Here is a 393-nt window from a genome sequence, read left to right on the forward strand (position 1 = left end):
CAGTCAGGAATGCTGTTAGAGAAGAAGCAGCTCAAATTGCTAAAATACATGTCGATTCGTGGCAGGTGGCGTACAAAGGGTTAATGCCACAAAGCTATATAGAGCAGTTTACCATTGAGCGCCGAGAAAGGATGTGGACACGAGTTATGACGGAGCAACTGGCTCAATTGATCGTGGTTGAGAAACAAGGGGAAATCGTCGGGTTTTTAAGTTACGAGTTGCCTAACCACACCAGTGAAGATAAAACGGCGTTGGTAACGTGTTGCTATGTCTCGCCGTTACATTATGGGCAAGGGGCAGGAAGTGCACTGTTAGATGAGCTCGAAACACGTCTTCTCTCTACGCCAGTTATGCAGATAAGTCTGAATGCACTGAGCACCAATGATCAAGGGC

At 46.8% G+C, this 393-nt stretch carries 1 protein-coding gene; it reads left to right on the forward strand.

Annotated elements, in window-relative coordinates; translation table 11 throughout:
• Positions 1 to 393: GNAT family N-acetyltransferase (locus tag UF06_RS15940; protein ID WP_242402025.1), on the forward strand; the 393-nt coding region annotated here is incomplete at both ends.

This window comes from Vibrio sp. S234-5, assembly GCF_000960595.1.
Taxonomy (GTDB): domain Bacteria; phylum Pseudomonadota; class Gammaproteobacteria; order Enterobacterales; family Vibrionaceae; genus Vibrio.